At 71.3% G+C, this 19,699-nt stretch carries 20 protein-coding genes; 7 read left to right on the forward strand and 13 right to left on the reverse strand.

The genetic code is table 11. The features are described from left to right. Window positions 1-25: 25 nt before the first annotated feature. The 3 genes from KALB_RS44510 to KALB_RS33600 form a co-directional block, all read right to left on the reverse strand. Window positions 26-1,192: a hypothetical protein gene (locus tag KALB_RS44510; protein WP_025360058.1), complete on the reverse strand. Its 1,167-nt coding sequence runs from the start codon at window positions 1,190-1,192 to the stop codon at window positions 26-28. Window positions 1,193-1,260: 68 nt separating this feature from the next. Continuing rightward, window positions 1,261-1,962 (reverse strand): DUF3159 domain-containing protein, encoded by a 702-nt coding sequence (locus tag KALB_RS33595; protein WP_025360059.1) that lies wholly within the window; start codon window positions 1,960-1,962, stop codon window positions 1,261-1,263. After that, window positions 1,959-2,336 (reverse strand): OB-fold nucleic acid binding domain-containing protein, encoded by a 378-nt coding sequence (locus KALB_RS33600; RefSeq protein WP_025360060.1) that lies wholly within the window; start codon window positions 2,334-2,336, stop codon window positions 1,959-1,961. The genes KALB_RS33595 and KALB_RS33600 overlap by 4 nt, the downstream gene beginning before the upstream one ends. A 167-nt stretch (window positions 2,337-2,503) precedes the next feature. On the opposite strand from KALB_RS33600, the gene KALB_RS33605 reads away from it, so the two are divergent. Next, window positions 2,504-3,157 (forward strand): alpha/beta fold hydrolase, encoded by a 654-nt coding sequence (locus tag KALB_RS33605; protein WP_236650080.1) that lies wholly within the window; start codon window positions 2,504-2,506, stop codon window positions 3,155-3,157. 151 nt (window positions 3,158-3,308) lie between these two features. Here KALB_RS33605 and KALB_RS33610 read toward each other — a convergent pair whose 3' ends face one another. The 3 genes from KALB_RS33610 to dut are packed head-to-tail and all read right to left on the reverse strand — an operon-like array spanning window position 3,309 to window position 5,131. After that, on the reverse strand, window positions 3,309-3,929 hold the full coding sequence (locus KALB_RS33610; protein ID WP_025360062.1) for a LysE family translocator: 621 nt from the start codon (window positions 3,927-3,929) through the stop codon (window positions 3,309-3,311). Window positions 3,930-3,970: 41 nt separating this feature from the next. Then, on the reverse strand, window positions 3,971-4,630 hold the full coding sequence (locus KALB_RS33615; RefSeq protein WP_025360063.1) for a DUF3710 domain-containing protein: 660 nt from the start codon (window positions 4,628-4,630) through the stop codon (window positions 3,971-3,973). 6 nt (window positions 4,631-4,636) lie between these two features. After that, complete coding sequence (gene dut / locus KALB_RS33620) at window positions 4,637-5,131, reverse strand: dUTP diphosphatase (protein WP_025360064.1); 495 nt, start codon at window positions 5,129-5,131, stop codon at window positions 4,637-4,639. A 24-nt stretch (window positions 5,132-5,155) separates the two neighbouring features. Here dut and KALB_RS33625 point away from each other — a divergent pair, with 24 nt between their 5' ends. Continuing rightward, window positions 5,156-5,626 (forward strand): DUF3093 domain-containing protein, encoded by a 471-nt coding sequence (locus KALB_RS33625; RefSeq protein WP_042221069.1) that lies wholly within the window; start codon window positions 5,156-5,158, stop codon window positions 5,624-5,626. A gap of 120 nt (window positions 5,627-5,746) precedes the next feature. Here KALB_RS33625 and KALB_RS33630 read toward each other — a convergent pair whose 3' ends face one another. Further along, a complete protein-coding gene (locus KALB_RS33630; protein ID WP_025360066.1) occupies window positions 5,747-6,046 on the reverse strand; it encodes a DUF4193 domain-containing protein in 300 nt (99 codons plus the stop codon). A 501-nt stretch (window positions 6,047-6,547) separates the two neighbouring features. On the opposite strand from KALB_RS33630, the gene cei reads away from it, so the two are divergent. Next, window positions 6,548-7,270: an envelope integrity protein Cei gene (gene cei / locus KALB_RS33635; RefSeq protein WP_030111520.1), complete on the forward strand. Its 723-nt coding sequence runs from the start codon at window positions 6,548-6,550 to the stop codon at window positions 7,268-7,270. A gap of 3 nt (window positions 7,271-7,273) precedes the next feature. Here cei and KALB_RS33640 read toward each other — a convergent pair whose 3' ends face one another. Further along, window positions 7,274-8,080, reverse strand: a complete 807-nt coding sequence (locus tag KALB_RS33640; RefSeq protein ID WP_030111521.1) for an inositol monophosphatase family protein — start codon at window positions 8,078-8,080, stop codon at window positions 7,274-7,276. Between the two features lie 70 nt (window positions 8,081-8,150). Here KALB_RS33640 and ppgK point away from each other — a divergent pair, with 70 nt between their 5' ends. From ppgK to KALB_RS33655, 3 genes are all read left to right on the forward strand, one after another. Then, the gene (gene ppgK, locus KALB_RS33645) at window positions 8,151-8,912 is read left to right on the forward strand and encodes a polyphosphate--glucose phosphotransferase (RefSeq protein ID WP_025360069.1); all 762 of its coding nucleotides are present in this window, start codon (window positions 8,151-8,153) and stop codon (window positions 8,910-8,912) included. Window positions 8,913-9,147: 235 nt separating this feature from the next. Further along, window positions 9,148-10,491: an RNA polymerase sigma factor gene (locus tag KALB_RS33650; RefSeq protein WP_025360070.1), complete on the forward strand. Its 1,344-nt coding sequence runs from the start codon at window positions 9,148-9,150 to the stop codon at window positions 10,489-10,491. Between the two features lie 492 nt (window positions 10,492-10,983). After that, complete coding sequence (locus tag KALB_RS33655; RefSeq protein ID WP_025360071.1) at window positions 10,984-11,163, forward strand: DUF7455 domain-containing protein; 180 nt, start codon at window positions 10,984-10,986, stop codon at window positions 11,161-11,163. 152 nt (window positions 11,164-11,315) lie between these two features. On the opposite strand, the gene KALB_RS33660 is transcribed toward KALB_RS33655, so the two are convergent. The 5 genes from KALB_RS33660 to KALB_RS33680 form a co-directional block, all read right to left on the reverse strand. Further along, complete coding sequence (locus KALB_RS33660) at window positions 11,316-12,479, reverse strand: ROK family transcriptional regulator (protein ID WP_025360072.1); 1,164 nt, start codon at window positions 12,477-12,479, stop codon at window positions 11,316-11,318. 197 nt (window positions 12,480-12,676) lie between these two features. Beyond that, a complete protein-coding gene (locus KALB_RS33665) occupies window positions 12,677-14,095 on the reverse strand; it encodes a sugar ABC transporter permease (protein ID WP_025360073.1) in 1,419 nt (472 codons plus the stop codon). Window positions 14,096-14,103: 8 nt separating this feature from the next. Beyond that, window positions 14,104-14,877: an ATP-binding cassette domain-containing protein gene (locus tag KALB_RS33670; RefSeq protein ID WP_025360074.1), complete on the reverse strand. Its 774-nt coding sequence runs from the start codon at window positions 14,875-14,877 to the stop codon at window positions 14,104-14,106. Window positions 14,878-14,964: 87 nt separating this feature from the next. Beyond that, window positions 14,965-16,089: a sugar ABC transporter substrate-binding protein gene (locus tag KALB_RS33675; RefSeq protein ID WP_025360075.1), complete on the reverse strand. Its 1,125-nt coding sequence runs from the start codon at window positions 16,087-16,089 to the stop codon at window positions 14,965-14,967. 341 nt (window positions 16,090-16,430) lie between these two features. Continuing rightward, window positions 16,431-18,116, reverse strand: coding sequence for a DEAD/DEAH box helicase (locus tag KALB_RS33680; protein WP_025360076.1), 1,686 nt, complete (start codon window positions 18,114-18,116; stop codon window positions 16,431-16,433). Between the two features lie 241 nt (window positions 18,117-18,357). Between KALB_RS33680 and KALB_RS33685 the strand changes: the two genes are divergently transcribed. Then, complete coding sequence (locus KALB_RS33685) at window positions 18,358-19,506, forward strand: YihY/virulence factor BrkB family protein (RefSeq protein WP_148309756.1); 1,149 nt, start codon at window positions 18,358-18,360, stop codon at window positions 19,504-19,506. Window positions 19,507-19,699 lie beyond the last annotated feature (193 nt).

Below are 19,699 nucleotides of genomic sequence, written 5' to 3' on the forward strand. Positions count from 1 at the left end.
GGTTGCGTTGGGGGCACAGCTGTGCTCAGGCCAGGTGGCGCAGCAGCACGGGGTGGCGGTGCGCCCCGGTGCCGGAGTACACGGCGGCCCAGGTGTTCCTGCCATCCGGCGTGGTCGCCAGCGCGTTGACGAAGGACAGGCCGGTGGCGGGCAGCGCGATCGGCTGCCAGGACTTGCCGTCGTAGCGGGCCACGTAGGGCGCGCGGTCGGTGGTGAGGTGGCCGCCCGCCCAGACGGCGCCCGTCCGGTCGGCGGCCATCGCGATCACGTACAGACCCTGCTGCTGGTCCACCGGCGGGGCGGGCGCCTGGGCCCAGGCCCCGTGCTGCCAGCGCGCGAACGCGGGCTCGATGCCGTACCGGGTGTTGCCGGTGCGGGCGGTACCCACCAGCAGCGGGCCGCTCGGTCCGCCGACCACGGCCTTGGCGTCGGTGTTGCCGGACACCCGTGACGGCACGGCCAGTTTGCTCCAGGCCCGCCCGTTCCAGTGCAGCGCCAGCGGGCTCAGCGTCCCGGACCGCGGGCCGTCACTGCCGACCGCCCACACGTCGTCCGGGGCGATCACCGTCACCGACTGCAACTCGCCGGGTGTGCTCGCCGGCGTGCTCACCCGGGTCCAGGCGTGGCCGTCCCAGTGCTGCACCAGCGGCACCGGGTCGCTGTCCACGTCCTGGCTGGAGCCGACGGCCCACACGTCCTCGCGGCCCGCGGTGGCGACTCCGTAGAGCACGTTGCCGCGCGTACCGGGGTTCGGCCCGGGCACGACCGTCCAAACGCGACCGTCCCAGTGCTCGATCAACGTGGTGACGCCGGGGCCCGGGGCCAGGTTGACGCGCGACTCCGCACGGGCCACCAGGTTGTTGTAGTAGCCCTGCTGGCCGACCGCCCAGACGTCGTCCCCCGTGCGGGCGGCGACGGCGCTGAAGCCGCCCGCCGTCACGGCGTGCGTGGGCGCGGCCTTCCACGTGGTGCCGTCCCAGTGCATGGCCAGCTCGCCGGTGGACTGCTCGCCGACCGCCCAGGCGTCCTTCGGACCGAGCACGGCAAGTCCGGCCACGCTGCTGGGCGCGGTGGCGTCCGGGGTGGGCACGATCTGCCAGGGCGCCGGCGCGGCCTGTGCCACGGCAGGGGCCAGCACGGCCAGTGTCACCGCGGCGAGCACCGCGGGTCTGGCGCGGGTGAGGACCTTCATCGGTGGAACCCCCAAGCTCTCTCGGAGCGCCCAGCCTCGCGGGCGCGCCGGGAACGGGGGAACCGCCGTTAGGAGGTGGGGTCGGCGACGCCGCCGACCGGGGCGGCGCGTTCCTCCTCCAGCGCGGCCAGCCGCTTGTCGGCCTTGCGCACGGCCCAGACCGTGACGGCGATGGCCACCGCGGTCAGCGGGTAGCCCATGGCGATCCTGGCCACCCCGAGCAGGCCCACGTAGTCCTGGTCGTAGAGCCAGTTCTGCACCACGAACTTGGAACCGAACACCAGGATCCAGACCAGGGTCGCCACGTCGTAGTACAGGGTGGCCTTGCGGTCGGAGCGCCAGCGGAAACCGGTCCCGTTGAGCGTGGACCAGATGACCCCCGCCAGCGGCCAGCGCACCAACGCGGACACCAGGAAGACCCCGCAGTAGATGAGGCTGGTCCAGATCCCGAACAGGAAGAAACCCTTGGCGGAGCCGGTGCGCACCACGATGAACGCGGCGATGGCGATGCCGAACAGACCGGAGATCGCCGGTTGCAGTGGCTGCTTGCGGACCAGTCGCAGGACCGCGATGGCCACCGCGACCCCCACCGCGGACCAGATCGCGGGCTGCCAGTCGAAGATCGCGTTGACCACCACGAAGACCACGACGGGCACCGAGGAGTAGATCAGGCCCGCGATGCCACCCATCTGCTCCAGCAGTGTGGGCTGCTTCTCCGGCTTGTCCTGCTGCGCCTCGTCGGCGGGAACGGCTGGCTGTTGTTCACTCATGAAGTCGTCTGCAACTCGTAGTAGGGGTTGTAGAGCACCTTGCGCCCGTCCCGAACCGCGATCCTGCCCCTGGCCTTGATGGTCCGGCCTGGCTCGATGCCTGGGATCCTCCGGCGGCCGAGCCAGACTAGCGTCACGCCCTCCGTGCCGTCGTAGAGCTCCGCCTCCAGGGTCGCCGCGGCGTCGCGCGGGCAGAGCTCCACGCTGCGCAGGCGCCCCAATACGGTGACCTCTTCACCCGATCGGCAGTCGCACGCCTTCTGCGCCCCGTCGGCCTCGGCTTTTCGGGACAGGTCATCGGCGTCGAGTTCGGCGACATCGCTGGTCAGCCGCCGTACGAGACGGCGCCAGTAGCCGCCCCCCGTGCTCGCCATCGCACTCTCCAGGGTGCTTGCCGGCCCCGGCTCCGGGACCTCTCACCAGCCAGGGTAACCGTGCCCGGCCTTGCGCGAAGGCTGTGCCTTCGGTGAGATCTGGCGACGTGGGGTGCACTGCGGTTCTCCTGCCCGGTACCGGGTCGGATGAGGTTTTCATCCGATCGGTGTTCCAGGCGCCACTGAGGGCCGCCGACCTGGAGCTGGTGGCCCCCGGGCCGGTACCGGGTCCCGACCTGGTGCGGCACCACCTCGCAGCCCTGGACGCCGCGGCCCAGCACGGGCCCGTGCTGGTCGGCGGGGTCTCGCTGGGCGCCCACGTGGCCGCCGAGTGGGCCTGCGCGCACCCCACCCGCTGCGCCGGTCTGCTCCTGGCGCTGCCCGCGTGGTGCGGCGGCGCCGAGGGCTCGCCCGGTGCCGTGGCCGCCCGGCTCTCCGCCGAGGCCGTGCGCCGCGACGGGGTCGACGCCACGCTGCGTGCCGCCACCGCGGGCGTGGACCCGTGGCTGGCCGCCGAACTGGACCGCGCCTGGCGCAGGCACGGCCACGGGCTCGCCGACTCGCTGCTGGCCGCCGACCGCCCCGCGCCGACCGCCGCGCAGCTGGCCGCCCTGTCCGTTCCCGCGGGCCTCGCCGCCGTCGTCGACGACCCGGTGCACCCGCTGCCCGTGGCCCGCCAGTGGGCCGCAGCCCTGCCCCACAGCGCCCTGCGCACCCTCAGCTTCGCCGAGTTCGGTGCCGACCGGACCGCCCTGGGCCGGGCCGCCGTGCAGGCCTGGCAGGAGGCCGCCGCTCCCCTGTGTCATGAAGGTGCCCCTTGAGACGTTCAACGTCGTGAAGGGCACCTTCATGACACGACGCGGCGAGGACAGCGGCCTCGGCGGCACGAGGCGCGGCACCGCCATGAAGGTGCCCCTTGGGACACCCAGCGTCGTGAAGGGCACCTTCATGACATAGCCGAGGCGTGAGCCGCTACCCGTTGTCGGCCAGCGCGAGCGCCCCGCCTAGGCCGATCATGGTGAGGCTGGTGGCCACCCGCTGGCGGTTCTGCCAGCGCAGGTTGCCCATGAGCCGCTCGCCCAGCGGGCCCGCGCACAGGGCGACGGTCAGGTCGGCGACCAGGGCGGAGCCCACCACGACGAGCCCGAGCAGCAGGAACACCAGCGGGGCGGGTGCCCGCTCGGGGTGCACGAAGTGGGGCAGGAACGCCAGGAAGAACAGTGCCGTCTTGGGGTTGAGCACCTCGGTGAGCACGCCCTGCACCAGGGCGGACCCGCGGGGCGCCCGGTCGGGGCCGGTCTGCTCGTGCCGACCGAACAGTCCGCGCAGGCCGAGGTAGACCAGGTAGGCGGCACCGGCCAGCTTCACCGCGGTGAACGCGGTGGCGGAGGTGGCCAGCACGGCGGACAGCCCGAACGCGGCGGCGACCACGTGGACCAGTGCGCCCAGGCAGGTGCCCACGGCGGAGCGGATGCCCTCGCCCCGGCCGCCGCGCAGGCTGCGGGCGAGCACGTAGAGCACGCCGGGACCGGGCAGGACCGCGAACACGGCCGTCGCCCCCAGGAACACCAACCACTCCGCTGCGTCGGGCACGGTCGGAGGCTAACCAGCCGACCGCGCCCGGAGCACGGCAATTACCCCTGGCCGCCCTGGGCCTGCTGCTGCTGGATGTGCTGGGCGATGGCGGGCGGCAGCTCCACGGGCAGCGCGGTGCTCACCGGCATCGGGTTGGGGCCGCGCACCACGATGGTCTCGCGGACCACGTTGCGCAGCAGCTCGCCCGCGATGTGGGCGTGCTCGCGCGGACCGGCCACGACCCCGCGCAGCATCCACCGCTCGCCGTCCACGCCGACGAAGCGCAGTGCCACGTCGTTGGCGCTGGCCACCAGCTCCTCGGACCACTCACCGGCCTCGCGCACGACCCTGGCCCCGTCGGAGCGCAGCTTCTCGCCCAGCTCCTCGGAGATCTCCTTCCACAGCCCGCCGGAGCGGGGTGCGGCGTAGGCGCTGATGGTGAGCTGGCCGACCGGGGTCACCAGGTGCACGGCGCGCACGGAGCCGGAGGGCTCCATCTCGACCTGCAACTGGGCGCCGTCGGGCACCGGGACCTGGACCGAGCCCAGGTCCAGCCGGGACAGCCCGTCGGACGGGGCGTCGGCGGCGTCGTAGGGCCCACTGGCCGGTTCGAGCTCCGCCTGGTCCTGGTAGCCCTGCTCGCCCGCGTCCACGGCCTTCGCGGGCGCGTTGTCGCGCCCCGCGTGGTGCCGCCCGCGCTTCCCGCGCCTGCCGAACATCCCCGTCTACTCCTTCGTCCCCAGCTGGGTCCCGGCCGCAGCCGGGGCCGCGAGCACCGCGTGCCCGCCGGTCGATCCGTACCCCCCGGTACCGCGCTGCGACTCGGGCAGCTCGGCGACCTCCTGGAAGGTGACGTGCTCCACGCGCTGCACGACCAACTGCGCGATCCGGTCGCCCCGGCGCAGCACGATCGGTTCCCGCAGGTCGTGGTTGATCAGGCAGATCCGGATCTCGCCCCGGTAGCCGGCGTCGATCGTGCCCGGTGTGTTGACCACGCTCAGCCCGGCCCTGGCCGCCAGCCCGGAACGGGGGTGCACAAAACCCGCGAAGCCGACGGGGAGGGCCACCGCGATGCCGGTGCCCACCACGGCGCGTTCGCCGGGGGCCAGCACGAGGTCCTCGGTGGTGACCAGGTCCACACCGGCATCGCCTTCGGTGGCGTAGGACGGCACGGGGACGCCGGGGTCTGTTCGGGTCAGCAGGACCTGCAAGCTGGGCACGGCGGCCGACACTACCCTGGTGCGGTGACCGAGAACGGCGTGACCGAGCCAAAGCACCAGACCGAGTTCTCCGAACGGCTGTACGTACCGTGGTGGGGATGGCCGCTGCCGCTGGTCGCGGCGGTGCTGCTGGCCGCCGAGGTGCACATGGGCTACCCCGGGGTGCGGGCCTGGCTGCCGTACCTGATCACGGTGCCGCTGGTCGTCGCGGCGCTGCTGTGGCTGGGCCGGTCCACGGTGCGGGTGCGTGGCGGCGAGCTGTGGGTCGGTGACGCGCACGTGCCGCTGGAGTTCGTCGAGCAGGTCGAGGTGGTCAGCGCCAAGGACAAGCGCAGGGCGATGGGCCCGGACCTGGACCCGACCGCGTTCGTGGTGCACCGCGCCTGGGTCGGCCCGATGGTGCGGATCTACCTGAACGACCCGGCGGACCCCACGCCGTACTGGCTGTTCAGCGTGCGCTCGGGTGAGCGCCTCGCTGCGCTGCTGCGGCACTGACTCACCAGTCCCTCCCGTGCCCCTGGTCGAGCCGTCCCGGACCGGGGACGGGGCACGGGGTGCGGCGCCGGCCGGTCACTCCGGCGCCGGTCCCCCAGTACTTCTCCGATCTGTGTTCGGTCAGGCGCAGTCGCGGCAGATCAGCCGAGTACCGCTCTGCTCTGCGAGCCTGCTCCTGTGGTGCACCAGGAAGCAGCTCGAGCAGGTGAACTCGTCAGCCTGCTTGGGCAGCACCTTGACGGTGAGCTCCTCGTTGGACAGGTCCGCGCCTGGCAGCTCGAAGTTCTCGTCCGGTGCGTCCACATCGACGTCGACCACGCCGGACTGCGTCTCGTTGCGTCGAGCCTTGAGCTCCTCAAGAGAGTCCTCAGCGAGCTCGTCCTCCTGGCTGCGGCGCGGAGCGTCGTAGTCGGTCGCCATCTTCTTTCACCCCTGCAGTCACAATTCAGACTGTGTTCGTGCCGCTGGTCAACGTTCCAGCGCCGTGATTTGTGCCCACCGTCGGAGTGACGGAGGTCTCGCTCCCCAGCCGGCTGCCACCAGTGATCGGAATCGATTTCCCAACCGGACCGTCAGTGCGTCGGAGCGCCGAGATGGTAGCCCATCGCGCAACCCCTTGCGCCACTGATCACCCATCCGCGCGAACGAGTCATCCCACCTTTCGAGAACTCCCAGCAAGCAAGGGGGAAAAACTCGTGCCGCCCCCTTGCCGGGCGCTTCGGGCACGTGGTCGGATTCCAGCACGGTGCGCACGGTGTGCAGCCACTCGGTAGCGGGGCGCCACCGCCGGGTCGCTGGCGTTTCGGCCGACGCGGACCGCGTGATGCGCCTAGGCTGATCAGTGGCTTGGTCGTCGCGGGTGACAGGGCTCCGCCAGGGCGGCACGCCTGACGGGCCCGCTGATCGAGGAGGACGGGGACAGTGGTTTCGGCACGCGGGTTCGGGGGCAGCGGGGCGCCGAGATCAGCGCTGTACCGCAAACGCCGCCCGTGGCCCGCCCTCGTGGTCTTCGTCATCCTCGGCGTGGTCGCGGTGTACGTGTGGGCCAAGGTGATCCACACCGCCGACGACGTGAACGCGGCCGTGCACTGCAACGCCCCCGGCCCGGCCCCGACCAGCACCAGCGGTACCCCCGCGGCACCGGCGCCCGCGCCCGGCACCGCACTGGACCGCGACGCGCTGGACAAGACCACCCCGGCCGCCGCGACGCAGATCCAGCTGCGCGTGCTCAACGCCAGCAGCCAGAAGGGCCAGGCCGGGATCGCGGCGGCCCACCTGAGCCAGCTGGGGTTCGGCAAGGCGGCCGAGCCGAACAACGACCCGGTGTACCCGGCGGGCGACCTGTCCTGCCGCGGCCAGATCCGGTTCGGCCCCAACGGCGCCTCGGCGGCCCGCACGCTCAGCCTCGTGGAGCCCTGCGCCGAACTGGTCCGCGACGACCGCCAGGACGCCACCGTGGACCTGGCGCTGGGCAAGAGGTTCGACCAGATCAAGCCGAGCTCCGACGCCAAGCAGGTGCTCGACCAGCTCGCCTCCTGGGCCCAGCACCAGCCGTCCCAGCAGGGCGGGCAGCTGGCCCAGCAGGGCGCCCAGCCGCCGATCAGCGCCGATCTGGTGACCGCGGCCAGGTCCACCCACTGCTGAGGCTCACACCTGGTTGATCCCGGCCTCGACCAGTACCGCCCGCAACTGCTCGGCGATGCCGGGCGCCGCCGCGAAGGTGGCCTCCGCCCCCAGCCCCTCGGGGTCCGAGCCCGGCAGCCGCACCACGGCGCCCGCCTCCTCGGCGATCAGCGCGCCCGCCGCCCAGTCCCAGCGGTTGAGCCCGTGCTCCACGTAGCCGTCCAGCCAGCCAGCGGCGACCGCGCACAGCTCCAGCGAGGCGGCCCCGTTGCGGCGCAGGTCGCGGACCTGGCCGACCACCCGGCCCATCACCTCGGCCTGGCGCTGCCTGCGCTCGGTGGCGTAGGCGAAGCCGGTCGCCAGCAGGGACAGGTCCAGCCGCCGGGCCGCCGAGGCGCGCAGGGGCCTGCCGTCCAGCCAGGCCCCGCCCCCGCGCAGGCCGGTCCACACCCGGCCGGACACCGGCTCCACCACGGCGCCGGCCACGGAGACGCCGTCCAGCTGGGCCGCCAGCGACACCGCGTACCAGGGCAGGCCGTACAGGTAGTTGACGGTGCCGTCGATCGGGTCGACCACCCAGACCAGGCCGTCCAGCCGCTGGGTGCCGCCCGCCTCCTCCCCCAGCACGGGCTCCCCCGGCCTCAGCTGGGCCAGGCGGTCCCGCACGAGTTGCTCGGCGGCCCGGTCGGCGGCGGTCACCACATCGGTCTCGCTGGACTTGGTGTCCACCTGGGTGACAGCGTTGCCGCGAGTGGCCAGCACGAGCTCGGCGGCCTCGGCCGCGACCTGGACGGCGACTTCGACGAGTGCTTCGGTTTGCGCGACTACCACGCCGTTCACCGAACCACACACGTTAGTGTCTGCGCACCACGCACTGAATCGAGTAGGAAGGGTCCAGCGGATGGGCACAACTCGCGGGTTCGGGGTCGACATCGGCGGCTCGGGCATCAAGGGCGGCCTGGTCGACCTGGAGACCGGGGCCCTGGAGGGCGAGCGGCTGCGCATCGCCACACCCCAGCCGTCGACCCCGGACGCGGTGGCCGACGTGGTCGCCGAGATCGTGGAGAAGTTCGGCTGGACCGGGCCGGTGGGGGTCACCCTGCCCTGCGTGGTCAAGCACGGGGTCGCGCTGACGGCGGCCAACGTGGACAAGGGCTGGGTGGACACCGACGCGGCCAAGCTGTTCGCGGACAAGCTGGGCCGCAGGCCGGAGGACGTGGTCGTGCTCAACGACGCCGACGCGGCGGGCCTGGCCGAGGTGCGCTTCGGCGCGGGCCGGGACCGGGACGGCGTGGTGGTGCTGCTGACCTTCGGCACCGGCATCGGCAGCGCCGTGTTCCTCAACGGCAAGCTCGTGCCCAACACCGAGTTCGGCCACCTGGAGGTGGACGGGCACGACGCGGAGAAGCGCGCGGCGGCCTCGGTGAAGGAGGACAAGGACCTGTCCTGGGAGGAGTGGGCACACCGGGTCACCAAGTACCTGTCCACCCTGGAGAACCTGATCTGGCCGGACCTGCTGATCGCGGGCGGCGGGGTGAGCAAGAAGGCCGAGAAGTGGCTGCCGCTGCTCAAGGTCCGCACCGAGGTTGTGCCCGCCTCGCTCAAGAACGACGCCGGAATCGTCGGCGCGGCGGCGGCCGCGGCGCACGGAATCGGCCACTAGAAGTACACCCGAAAAATTACTTGGCTCCTCTTCGGGCGATCTACCTGCGGCAACGCGCTCGCGATGCCGATCGGAGGCCGCGCTCGCGCTGGTCGGTGGCCACGCGGCGCGGCCTTCGTCGTTACAATGGAACAGTGCCCACGGCGAGCAGCCGCCGGGCGCTCCCCCGAAACCCCTGGCGGCCGAGGTTCGCGCCCTTCGGCCTGCCGTGAACGACCGTCGCGAAAGGGCGTACGTGGCAGCCGCAGAAACCGCAACCCGACGCTCCAGCACCGCCGCGAGCGCCGCCAAGGCCACCGGTACCAAGGCCGCTGAGGGCGAGGAGGCCGTGAAGGCCACCACCGCCCGCAAGACGGCGGCCAAGCCCGCTGCCGGGGCCAAGAAGACGGCGGCCAAGACGACCCGTGCGCCGAGGAAGGCCGCGGGCGACGCGACCGGCAAGGCGAGCCCGGCGAAGGCCAAGAAGGGCGACGGCGACGAGCCGGAGGACCTTGAGGGCGAGATCGAGGTCGACCAGGCCGAGCTGGAAGCCGAGCTCGTCGAGGACGTCGTCGAGGAGCCCGACGAGGAGGAGACGAAGGGCAACGAGAGCGACTTCGTCTGGGACGAGGAGGAGTCCGAGGCGCTGCGGCAGGCCCGCAAGGACGCCGAGCTCACCGCCTCCGCCGACTCGGTCCGCGCGTACCTCAAGCAGATCGGCAAGGTCGCCCTGCTCAACGCCGAGGAGGAGGTGGAGCTGGCCAAGCGCATCGAGGCCGGGCTCTACGCCGCCGAGCGCGTGCGCAAGGCCGAGGACGAGGCCGAGAAGCTGGCCCCGCAGATGCGCAGGGACCTGCGCTGGATCGTCCGCGACGGCGAGCGCGCCAAGAACCACCTGCTGGAGGCGAACCTCCGGCTGGTCGTCTCGCTGGCCAAGCGCTACACCGGCCGCGGCATGGCGTTCCTGGACCTGATCCAGGAGGGCAACCTGGGCCTGATCCGCGCGGTCGAGAAGTTCGACTACACCAAGGGCTACAAGTTCTCCACCTATGCCACCTGGTGGATCCGCCAGGCGATCACCCGCGCCATGGCCGACCAGGCGCGCACCATCCGCATCCCGGTGCACATGGTGGAAGTGATCAACAAGCTCGGCCGTATCCAGCGCGAGCTGCTCCAGGACCTGGGCCGCGAGCCCACGCCGGAGGAGCTGGCCAAGGAAATGGACATCACCCCCGAGAAGGTCCTGGAGATCCAGCAGTACGCCAGGGAGCCGATCTCGCTGGACCAGACCATCGGCGACGAGGGCGACAGCCAGCTCGGTGACTTCATCGAGGACTCCGAGGCCGTGGTCGCGGTGGACGCCGTGTCCTTCACCCTGCTGCAGGACCAGTTGCAGTCGGTGCTGGCCACGCTGTCCGAGCGTGAGGCGGGCGTGGTGCGGCTGCGCTTCGGCCTCACCGACGGCCAGCCGCGCACCCTGGACGAGATCGGCCAGGTCTACGGGGTGACCCGCGAGCGGATCCGGCAGATCGAGTCCAAGACGATGTCGAAGCTGCGCCACCCGTCGCGTTCCCAGGTGCTGCGCGACTACCTGGACTGAGCAGTCCCATACGAGAGCCCGTCCGGCACGCGCCGGGCGGGCTCTTGCTTGTTCATGCACGAAAAACCGGGCAAAACCGGCGCTGGAGCGCTCTGTCCGCTACAAGCGAACAGAGCCGATCACCCTGTGACGCAAGACACACGGGCCCGCTCGGAGCGAACCGGGAAGGCCCTTCGCGACGTATCCCGGATGTCCGAGTTCGTCGCGTTGCGTGACCTCCGAGCTGCATCGACGACGAAACGTAACGAACTCGGCACCTCGCGGTGGCCTTGAGGACAGATCATCGCAAGTGTGTGCGGAACCGGTTCTCACTTGCTGCATCCGGGTACTTCACACGTGACCGGCGTCGCCGCGGCGAAAGGGAACACTGACATCGCGGCGAACGTCTGCTTAAAGTGAGGGCAGCGAACACCGCGCTCGGCACCTGAGGGCGCTGTGGTCGCAGCTGTAGTAGGCACCGGAGCACCGGTGCCGGGACGGAGGGAGATTTCCATGACCACGCTGCTCACCCGCCCCGAGCTGACCGCTGTCGACCGCTGCGACCGGTGCGGCGCGGCCGCCCAGGTACGCGCCATCCTCCCCTCCGGGGGCGAGCTCCTGTTCTGCGGGCACCACGCCCGGGAGCACAGCACCAAGCTGCGTGAGCTGGCCGCCGAGATCCAGCAGGGCTGAGGAGCCCAACCGCTAGGACAACTCCACAACGAGGCGAAGGGCGCGGACCGACGGGTCCGCGCCCTTCGCGCTGTCGCCCCCCGACATGTCAGGAAAGTGCCGTATGCGACATCTGATGTCGCATACGGCACTTTCCTGACAACTGGGGTGGGTCAGAGGGCCTGTTCGAAGGCCAGCTCGGCAGCCCCGATGATCTTCGCCTCGGGGCCGAGTGAGGAGGTGGTGATCCGGATGCCGCCCACGGCCCGGCTGACCAGGCTGCGCTGGCGGACCTCCTCGGCCACCTCGTCCACGATGACGGGCGGCAGCTCGGCGAGCAGGTCCCCGAGCACGACCAGTTCGGGCCCCAGCAGGTTCACCACGTTGATCAAGCCCAGCGCCAGCCAGTCGGTGAACTCGCGCAGCCGGTACAGCGCCAGCTCGGGCTGCTCACCCAGTGACCGCAGCTCCGACACCACCAGCTCGCGCGCGGAGCCCTCGGGCAGGCTCAGCGCCCGGCACAGGGCGTCCTCGCCCACCTCGGTCTCCCAGCAGCCACGGCAGCCGCAGTAGCAGGACCGCCCGCCGGGACGCACCACCATGTGCCCCAGCTCGCCCACGGAGCCACCGGTGCCGCGCACCGCGGCCCGCTCGGAGATGACCCCGCCGCCCACGCCCACGTCCACCGAGACGAACACCATGTCGGCGGCCTGCCTGGCCACTCCCCTGGTGTGCTCGGCCAGCGCGCCCAGCTCGGCGTCGTTGCCCACCAGCACGGGCCTGCGCAGGGCGGTGGAGAGCAGCTCACCGAGGTGCACGCCGGTCCAGTGCAGGTTGGGCGCCTCGTGCACGTAGCCGTCCCGGCGCACCACCCCGGGCACCGAGACCCCCGCGCCGACCGGGGAGCCGCCGAGCCGGTCGGCCAGCCTCCGCGCGGCCAGCGCCACCTTGCCGACCACGTCCTGCACGGAGCTGGCGCCCCGGCTGAGCGTCCAGGTGCGCGAGCCCAGCACCTCGCCGCCGAAGCCCACGGCGGCCACCGTGGTCTGCTCGACGCCCACGTCCACCGCCAGCACCCACAGCGCCCGCGGCTGGGGCAGCACCAGCAGGGAGGGCCGGCCCGCGCCCAGCCGCTTGGCGGAGACCTGCTCCACCACCAGCCCGCCCTCGGCGAGCCCGTCCACCAGTGCCTTGATGGTGCTCCGGTTGAGCCCCAGCTCAGCGGCCAGTTCGGCTCTGGTGCACGGGCCGCCGACGTGCAGCCTGCGCAGCAAGGCGGTGCGGTTGTGCCTGCGCACCTCGTCGGGGCGCGTGCCCGCGGTCGGTGGTCCAGTCACCAGCGAGCACCCCCTTGTCGCCCCTGATTCTCCCCTAGTGCGGTGTCCAAGGCTCGCGTCGGGTGATGTCGTGATCCAGGTGGATGGATCGGCGTGCCGCCCCCGTGCCTTCGTACTGGGTGTACGGGGGTGCGGGGGCGGTGCGGCGAGGCGCCGCCTGGGCGCGGCAGCACCGGCGCGGGACGCCGGACACCGCGCTAGTGGCCGGTGGCCTTCGCGCGCCGCCTTGAGAGCGCGTCCACGCTCGCCGCGAGCAGCAGCACCAGGCCGGTCACGATGTTGATCACGGCGGGGCCGACGCTGAGCAGGCCGAGGCCGTTCTGCACGGTGGCCAGCACGGCGCCACCGATGACCGCGTTGATGACCCTGCCCTTGCCGCCGAACAGCGAGGTGCCGCCGATGACCGCGGCGCCGACCGCGAACAGCAGCACGTTGCCCGCGCCCGCGTTCGGGTCCACCGAGCCGACCTTCGAGGAGTAGACGATCGAGCCGATCGCGGCCACCGAGGAGGCGATCACGAACACGCTCATCCGGATCTTGGGCACGTTGACGCCCGCGCGGCGGGCCGCCTCGGTGTTGCCGCCCACGGCGTAGACGTGCCTGCCGTACCGGGTGCGGTCCAGCACGAAGGTGCCGACCACGAGCAGCACCAGGATGATCGGCACCACGTAGGGCACGCCGGTGATGGTGATCCGGTCCGGGTTGGGCGAGCGGTTCACGGTGAACAGGTAGGTCGCGACGGCGCTGGCCACGACCACGGCCGCCACCTTGCTGCCGACCAGCACCGTCGGAAGCGCGACCAGCCCCTTGCGGACCCGGCCGAAGTGCCTGCTCAGCACGACCGCGGCATAACCGCCCGCGGCCACGACGAACAGCACCCAGCTGCCCGCCACGGACAGGTTGCCGTTGGCCACCGCGAACAGCACCGGGCTCTGGCTGATCGACAGCGTGCCGCCGTTGCCGATCAGTTGCAGCACCACGCCGTTCCAGGCCAGGAACAGCGCCAGGGTCACCACGAAGGACGGGATGCCCACCTTGGAGATCAGCACGCCGGTGAGGCAGCCGATGGCGGTGCCCACGCAGATCGCGAGCAGCATCTCCAGCCACGGGTCCGGCGGTACACCCAGGGCCAGCAGCACGATGGCCACCGCGGCCATCGCGGCGCCCGCCCAGATGCGCACCCACAGGGCGGCGGCGACGGCCAGCACCAGCAGGCCCACGAAGACGAGGAAGACGGTGTTGCCCATGCCGCCGAGCAGGTTGCCGTTCTTCACGAAGTGCAGGGCCATCACGGCGGCCGTCACACCCGAGGCGGTACCGGCGGACAGGTCGATCTCGCCGAGCAGCAGCACGAAGACCAGGCCCATCGCGATGATGGTGGTGCCCGCGCCCTGCGCCAGCAGGTTGGCGAGGTTGTTCAGGGTCAGGAAGGTGCTCGACGCGACGGTGAAGACGATCACCAGCAGGAGCAGGCCGAGCAGGGCGGGCAGCGAGCCCAGTTCACCGCCGCGGACCCGGTCGAGGTAGTCGCGCAGGGCCTGGGCGGGGGTGCGGCTGGTGGTGTCGATGCCGAAGTCGGCGATCGCGGCGTTCTTGGTGGGGGTCTGCGCGGTCATCTGTGTCCTCACACCGTCGCGACTTCGGGCTTGGCCAGGCCGATGTCGCCGGAGCGCCCGGCGGTGATCAGCTCGACCACCTGCGTGTTGGTCAGGTCCCTGGTCGGCAGCTGGGCCACCATCCGGCCCAGGTAGAGGGTCGCGATGGTGTCCGCGACCTCGAAGACGTCGTTCATGTTGTGGCTGATCAGCACCACGCCCAGGCCCTGGTCGGCGAGCCTGCGCACCAGGTCGAGCACCTGCCGGGTCTGCGCGACGCCCAGCGCGGCGGTCGGCTCGTCGAGCAGCACGACCTTGCTGTTCCACAGCACCGCCTTGGCGATGGCCACGGTCTGCCGCTGCCCGCCGGACAGCGAGGACACCTGGGTGCGCACGGACTTCACGGTGCGCACCGACAGCGAGGCGAGGGTCTCCCGCGCGGCGCGCTCCATGTCGGCCTCGTCCAGGAAGCCGCCCTTGCCGCGCTCCCTGCCCAGGAACATGTTCTGGACGATGTCCAGGTTGTCGCACAGCGCCAGGTCCTGGTAGACGACCTCGATGCCCAGCGCGGCGGCCTCGCGCGGCCCGGGGATGTGCACCGGCTCGCCGTCGAAGACCACCTCACCGGAGTCGATCTGGTGGATGCCCGCGATGCTCTTGACCACGGTGGACTTGCCCGCGCCGTTGTCACCGACCAGCGCGGTGACCTCACCGGGGCGCACGACGAGGTCCACGTCGTGCAGCACGTGCACGGGGCCGAAGCTCTTGTTGACACCGCGGAGTTCGAGGATCGGCTCGGTCATGAGTCTCTCCCTGTAGGGGTGGGAACCGCCGCCGGGGCGCTGGCGTCGGGGGTGCCGGCGCCCCGGCGGCGGTGGTTCGGGCGAGGACTAGGAGATGCCGTTCTGGCCGCACAGCGCGGCGACGTCGCCGGCGCAGACGTCCTCCTTCTTGACCGCGCCCGCCGAGATGACGTCCTTGACCTTGTCCTTGGTGATGGCCTGCGGCTCCAGCAGCAGCGAGGGGACCTTGCGCTGGGTCTTCGGGTCGGTGACCGAGCCGGTGGCCACCTTGTCCGCGTCGGCCTTGCTGTTCTTGACCAGTGCGGCGGCCAGCTTCGCGGCGGCCGAGGCCTCCTGGTCGATCGGCTTGAACACGGTCATGTACTGGTCCCCGCGCAGGATGGCCTTGAGGCCGTCCACGGTGGCGTCCTGACCGGTGACCGGGACCTTGCCGTTGAGGCTGTTCTTGGTCAGCACGGTGATCACCGCACCGGCCAGGCCGTCGTTGGCCGCGACCACGCCGTCGACCTTGCCGCCGTTGGCGGTCAGGAACTGCTCGAAGACCTGGCCACCCTTCTGGTTGTCCCACTGGTCGATCAGCTGGGAGTTGACCAGCCTGAGCTTGCCCGAGTCGTAGAGCGGCTTGAGCACCTCGTGCTGGCCCTGCTGGAACAGCAGCGCGTTGTTGTCGGTGGCGCTGCCCTCGATCTCGATGACCTGGGCGCCCTGCGTGCCCTGGAGCTTGTCGGCCAGCGCCTGCCCCTGCAGGTGGCCGACCTTCACGTTGTCGAAGGAGACGTAGTAGTCGGCGCTGCCGCCCGCGTTGAGGCGGTCGTAGTCGATGACCGGCACGCCCTGGGCCTTGGCCTTCTGCTCCACCGAGGCGCCGACGTCACCGTTGGGCGCGGCCAGGATCAGCACCTTCACGCCCTGGCTGAGCATCGTGTCGGCCAGCTGCGAGAACTTCTGGGCGTCGCCCTGGGCGTTCTCGATGATCGGGTTGAGCCCGGCCGCCTTGAGCTCCTTCTCCAGCAGCGGGCGGTCGAAGCCCTCCCAGCGCGCGGAGGTGGCCGTCTCGGGCAGGACCACACCGACCTTCGGCGCGTTCGCGTCGCCGGAGCCGGAGGTGGCGGTGCTGCCGGAGCCCCCGCCGGCACTGTTGGCGCCACAGGCCGTCGCGGCCAGGGCGAGCCCGGCTCCGGCGGCGAGCAGGGCGAGGGTTCTGCTACGCATCAGCGTCCCCTTCATCGTGTCCGGGGTCACAGGAAGAACCCGGAAATGTTGTGGCGCACAACGTATGTCACTGAATGGGGTGAGGTGAACAACGCTGAAGCGGTTAAGGCCGGGTTTGTCGACACGATGCGGCAACAGCAAGGTAACCAGAAGGCCACCAATACACCGAAATAGACGCAGGCGACTACAGAGCGTCAGAAATTAGTTCGAAGTGCGAAAAAAGCTGGTGGCGGGCGGTGAGATCGCTCTCGCGGGCGGCACTCCGGTCCGGGGTTGCACGGCGGTTGCCGATGTTGATCACTGGGTGCGGTATTCCACGCCCGATCACCCGGCGTCACCCATCACCAGGACCGCAGCGTGGAGATCCGCTCCTCCAACTGGTCCACGGTCGCCATGGCGGTGGGCGGTCCCCCGCAGTACGTCCGCAGATCGTTGTGGATCTTGCCGTGCGGCTTCTTCGTCCGGTGGTGGTACATCGCGACGAGCGTGTTGAGCTCCTTGCGCAGCTCGGCGAGCCGCTCCTGCACGGACCTCGGCCGGGCCTGCGGCACGGGGGCGGGCGGCTCGGCGGCCTTGCGGGCGGACACCGCCGCGAGCTGCTTCTCCTGGCGCTGCCGCAGCAGCTCGCGCACCTGGTCCGGTTCGAGCAGACCGGGCAGCCCGAGGTACTCCTGCTCCTCCTCGGTACCGGCCAGCGCGGCGGTGCCGAACGAGGAGCCGTCGTAGATCAGCTGGTCGAGCTCGGCGGAGGCGCCCAGGGAGGTGAAGCCCTTCTCCTCCTCGCCCTCGTCCTTGGTGCGGTTGGCCTCGGCGAGCAGCTCGTCGTCCCAGCCGTCCTTCTCCCGGTGCGGCTTGCCGAGCACGTGGTCCCGCTCGGCCTCCAGCTGGCTGGCCAGCTCCAGCAGCACCGGCACGCTGGGCAGGAACACGCTGGCGGTCTCGCCGGGCTTGCGGGCGCGCACGAACCGGCCGATGGCCTGGGCGAAGAACAGCGGGGTGGAGGAACTGGTGGCGTACACGCCCACGGCCAGCCGCGGCACGTCCACGCCCTCGGACACCATGCGCACGGCGACGAGCCACCGCTGCGTGCCCGCCGAGTACTCGGCGATCTTGCCAGTGGCCTTGGGGTCGTCGGACAGCACGAGCGCGGGCATCTCACCGGTCAGCTCGTGCAGGATCCGCGCGTAGGCCTTGGCGGACTCCTGGTCGGAGGCGAGCACCATGGCACCGGCGTCGGGCATGACCTGGCGGACCTGGTTGAGCCGCATGTCGGCGGCGCGGATCACCGAGGGGATCCACTCCCCCGTGGGGTCCAGGGCGGTGCGCCAGGCCCGCGCGGTCTGCTCCTGGGTCAGCGGCTCACCCAGCCGCGCGGTGAACTCCTCACCGGCACCGGTCCGCCAGCTGGCCTCACCGGAGTAGGCCAGGAACAGCACGGGCCGGACGACCCCGTCGCGCAGGGCGTCGGAGTAGCCGTAGGCGTGGTCGGACCTGCTGCGCATGAACCCGGCGCCGTCGGGCTCGTAGCCCACGAACGGGATCGGGCTGTCGTCGCTGCGGAACGGTGTGCCGGTCAGCGCGAGCCTGCGCACGGCCGGGGTGAAGGACTCGCGGATCGCGTCGCCCCAGGACTTGGCGTCACCACCGTGGTGGATCTCGTCGAGGATCACCAGGGTCTTGCGGTTCTCGGTGCGCACCCGGTGCAGCGTCGGGTGCGCCGCGACCTGGGCGTAGGTCACCGCGACCCCGTGGTAGTCGGTGGAGGTGGCGCCCGCGGTGTTGCGGAAGTTCGAGTCGATGGCGATACCGGCCTCGGCGGCGGCCTTCGCCCACTGGTGCTTGAGGTGCTCGGTGGGCGTCACGATCGTGACGGCCTGCACCGTGCGGTCGGCGAGCAGCTCGGCGGCCACCCGCAGCCCGAAGGTCGTCTTGCCCGCGCCGGGCGTCGCCACCGCGAGGAAGTCCTGCGGCTTGGTCGTCAGGTACTTGGTCAGCGCCCTGCGCTGCCACGCACGAAGCGGGCGCATGGGTGTTGTCGGGGCTGTCGTGTCGGGCTGGGCCGTCAACGCCTGACCCCTCCTTAGAGCTGCGCGAACCTGTTACAGACGTGCGAATGCCCCCATGCCGGTCGGCCCTGAGGGCGGCCCCGAGCTTACCCAAACGCGTCCGCGCGCACCGACCAACGCCGTTGTGCGGCACGACACGCGGTGCGTCGCGGTGGGGTCAGTCCAGCCGTTCGTGCCCCCATGCCGCATGCTTGTCGGTGCGATGGGTCAGCAGCCTGAGCAGCGAGCACGTGACGCGTCGGTACCCGCTCGACGGGGGCCGCTGCGGCTGCTGGCGCGCACGGCGAGCAAGGCCTGGTTCGGCGACATCTTCTCCGAGGCGGCCGAGGCGGCGTTCTGGCAGGTGCTGTCCCTGCCGCCGCTGCTGCTGGGTCTGCTGGGCAGCCTGAGCTTCGTCGGCGACTGGTTCGGCCCGCAGATCGTCACCCAGGTCCAGGACAAGATCCTGTCCTGGTGCCACGCGGTGTTCACCACCAACGTTGTTGATCAAATCATCGCACCGACGGTGGTCAGCATCCTCACCGGGGCCCACTCCGAGATCGCCTCGCTGGGCTTCCTGATCTCGCTGTGGGCGGGCTCCTCGGCGATGGCCTCCTTCGTGGACGCGATCACCGCCGCCTACGGCCAGCACGACGTGCGGCACCCCGTGTGGCAGCGCATCTTCGCCCTGCTGATGTACCTGGTGAGCCTGGTCGCCGCCGTGATCGGCCTGCCGGTGCTGGCACTGGGCCCGGACGTGCTGATCAACCTGATCCCCGGCGAGTGGCAGAAGCTGGTGCAGGGTCTCATCAGCACCTTCTACTACCCGATCATGGGCGTGCTGCTGGTGCTCGTGCTGGCCACGCTCTACAAGCTGGCGCTGCCCCGCAAGCTGCCCTGGCACCGCGGTCTGCCCGGCGCGATGCTCGCCATGATCCTGTTCATCCTGTCCAGCGTCGGCCTGCGCTGGTACATCACCTGGATCACCACCACCGGCTACAGCTACGGCGCGCTGGCAACGCCGATCGCCTTCCTGCTGTTCACCTTCTTCATCGGGCTGGCGATCGTGATCGGCGCGCACTTCAACAGCGCCATCCAGGAGTTCTGGCCCGCGCGGATGACCAGGCGCCAGCGCAGGCGGTGGCGGCGGCTGGAGCTGGAGCGGGCGGCGGAGAAGATCAGGGCGGGTGAGCAGGCCAGGTCCTGGCTGCGCGAGCAGGCCGACGCGCACGAGGTGGTGTGCGACGCGCCGACGGAGGCCTACGTGGCGCCCTCACCGGCCGACCTCAACGACACCGACGCGCTGCCGCGGCCGGAGCGGTCCCGCGTCCCGATGCCCGACGACGAGCACCGCCGGGACGGCGCGCCCTAGCGGGCATCGCTGGCCGGGACTCACGCTCCCCAGCCCGGGACTCGCCGGGTCAGGAGGTCTCCGCGTGTCGGCGCTTCGCGGGCGGTGTGTCGGCGCTGGGCGAGCGCTTTCCCAACTCGTGGGAACTCGCACCGCAAGCGCGAACACGCGGTGCGCGAAGCGCCGACACGCGCGTTTTCCGGGCGGGACTCGG

Source organism: Kutzneria viridogrisea DSM 43870, assembly GCF_000525635.1.
GTDB lineage: Bacteria > Actinomycetota > Actinomycetes > Mycobacteriales > Pseudonocardiaceae > Kutzneria > Kutzneria viridogrisea.